The following is a 264-nucleotide window of genomic DNA, read 5'->3' as shown; positions in this document are numbered from 1 at the left end:
GCGCTACGGCGTTTCACTTCTGAGTTCGGCATGGGGTCAGGTGGGACCACCGCGCTACAGCCGCCAGGCAAATTCTGTTTATCAGACCGCTTCTTGCGTTCTGATGTAATCTGTAATCAAGCTGAAATCGATGTCTCTCTTCGCCAAAACACCTTCGGCGTTGTAAGGTTAAGCCTCACGGTTCATTAGTATCGGTTAGCTCAATGTATCGCTACACTTACACACCCGACCTATCAACGTCGTCGTCTTCAACGTTCCTTCAGG

At 50.4% G+C, this 264-nt stretch carries 2 rRNA genes; both read right to left on the bottom strand.

Annotated features, from left to right (window positions below):
- Positions 1 to 68 (bottom strand): 5S ribosomal RNA (gene rrf, locus NNO03_RS22835); the annotation flags it as partial.
- A 96-nt stretch (positions 69 to 164) separates the two neighbouring features.
- Positions 165 to 264: ribosomal RNA gene (locus tag NNO03_RS22830) — 23S ribosomal RNA — on the bottom strand; the annotation flags it as partial.

Source organism: Citrobacter sp. Igbk 16 (assembly GCF_028069755.1).
Lineage (GTDB): Bacteria > Pseudomonadota > Gammaproteobacteria > Enterobacterales > Enterobacteriaceae > Citrobacter.
Note: the sequence above shows the minus strand (reverse complement) of the source record. Positions and strands in the feature narration are given on the sequence as shown.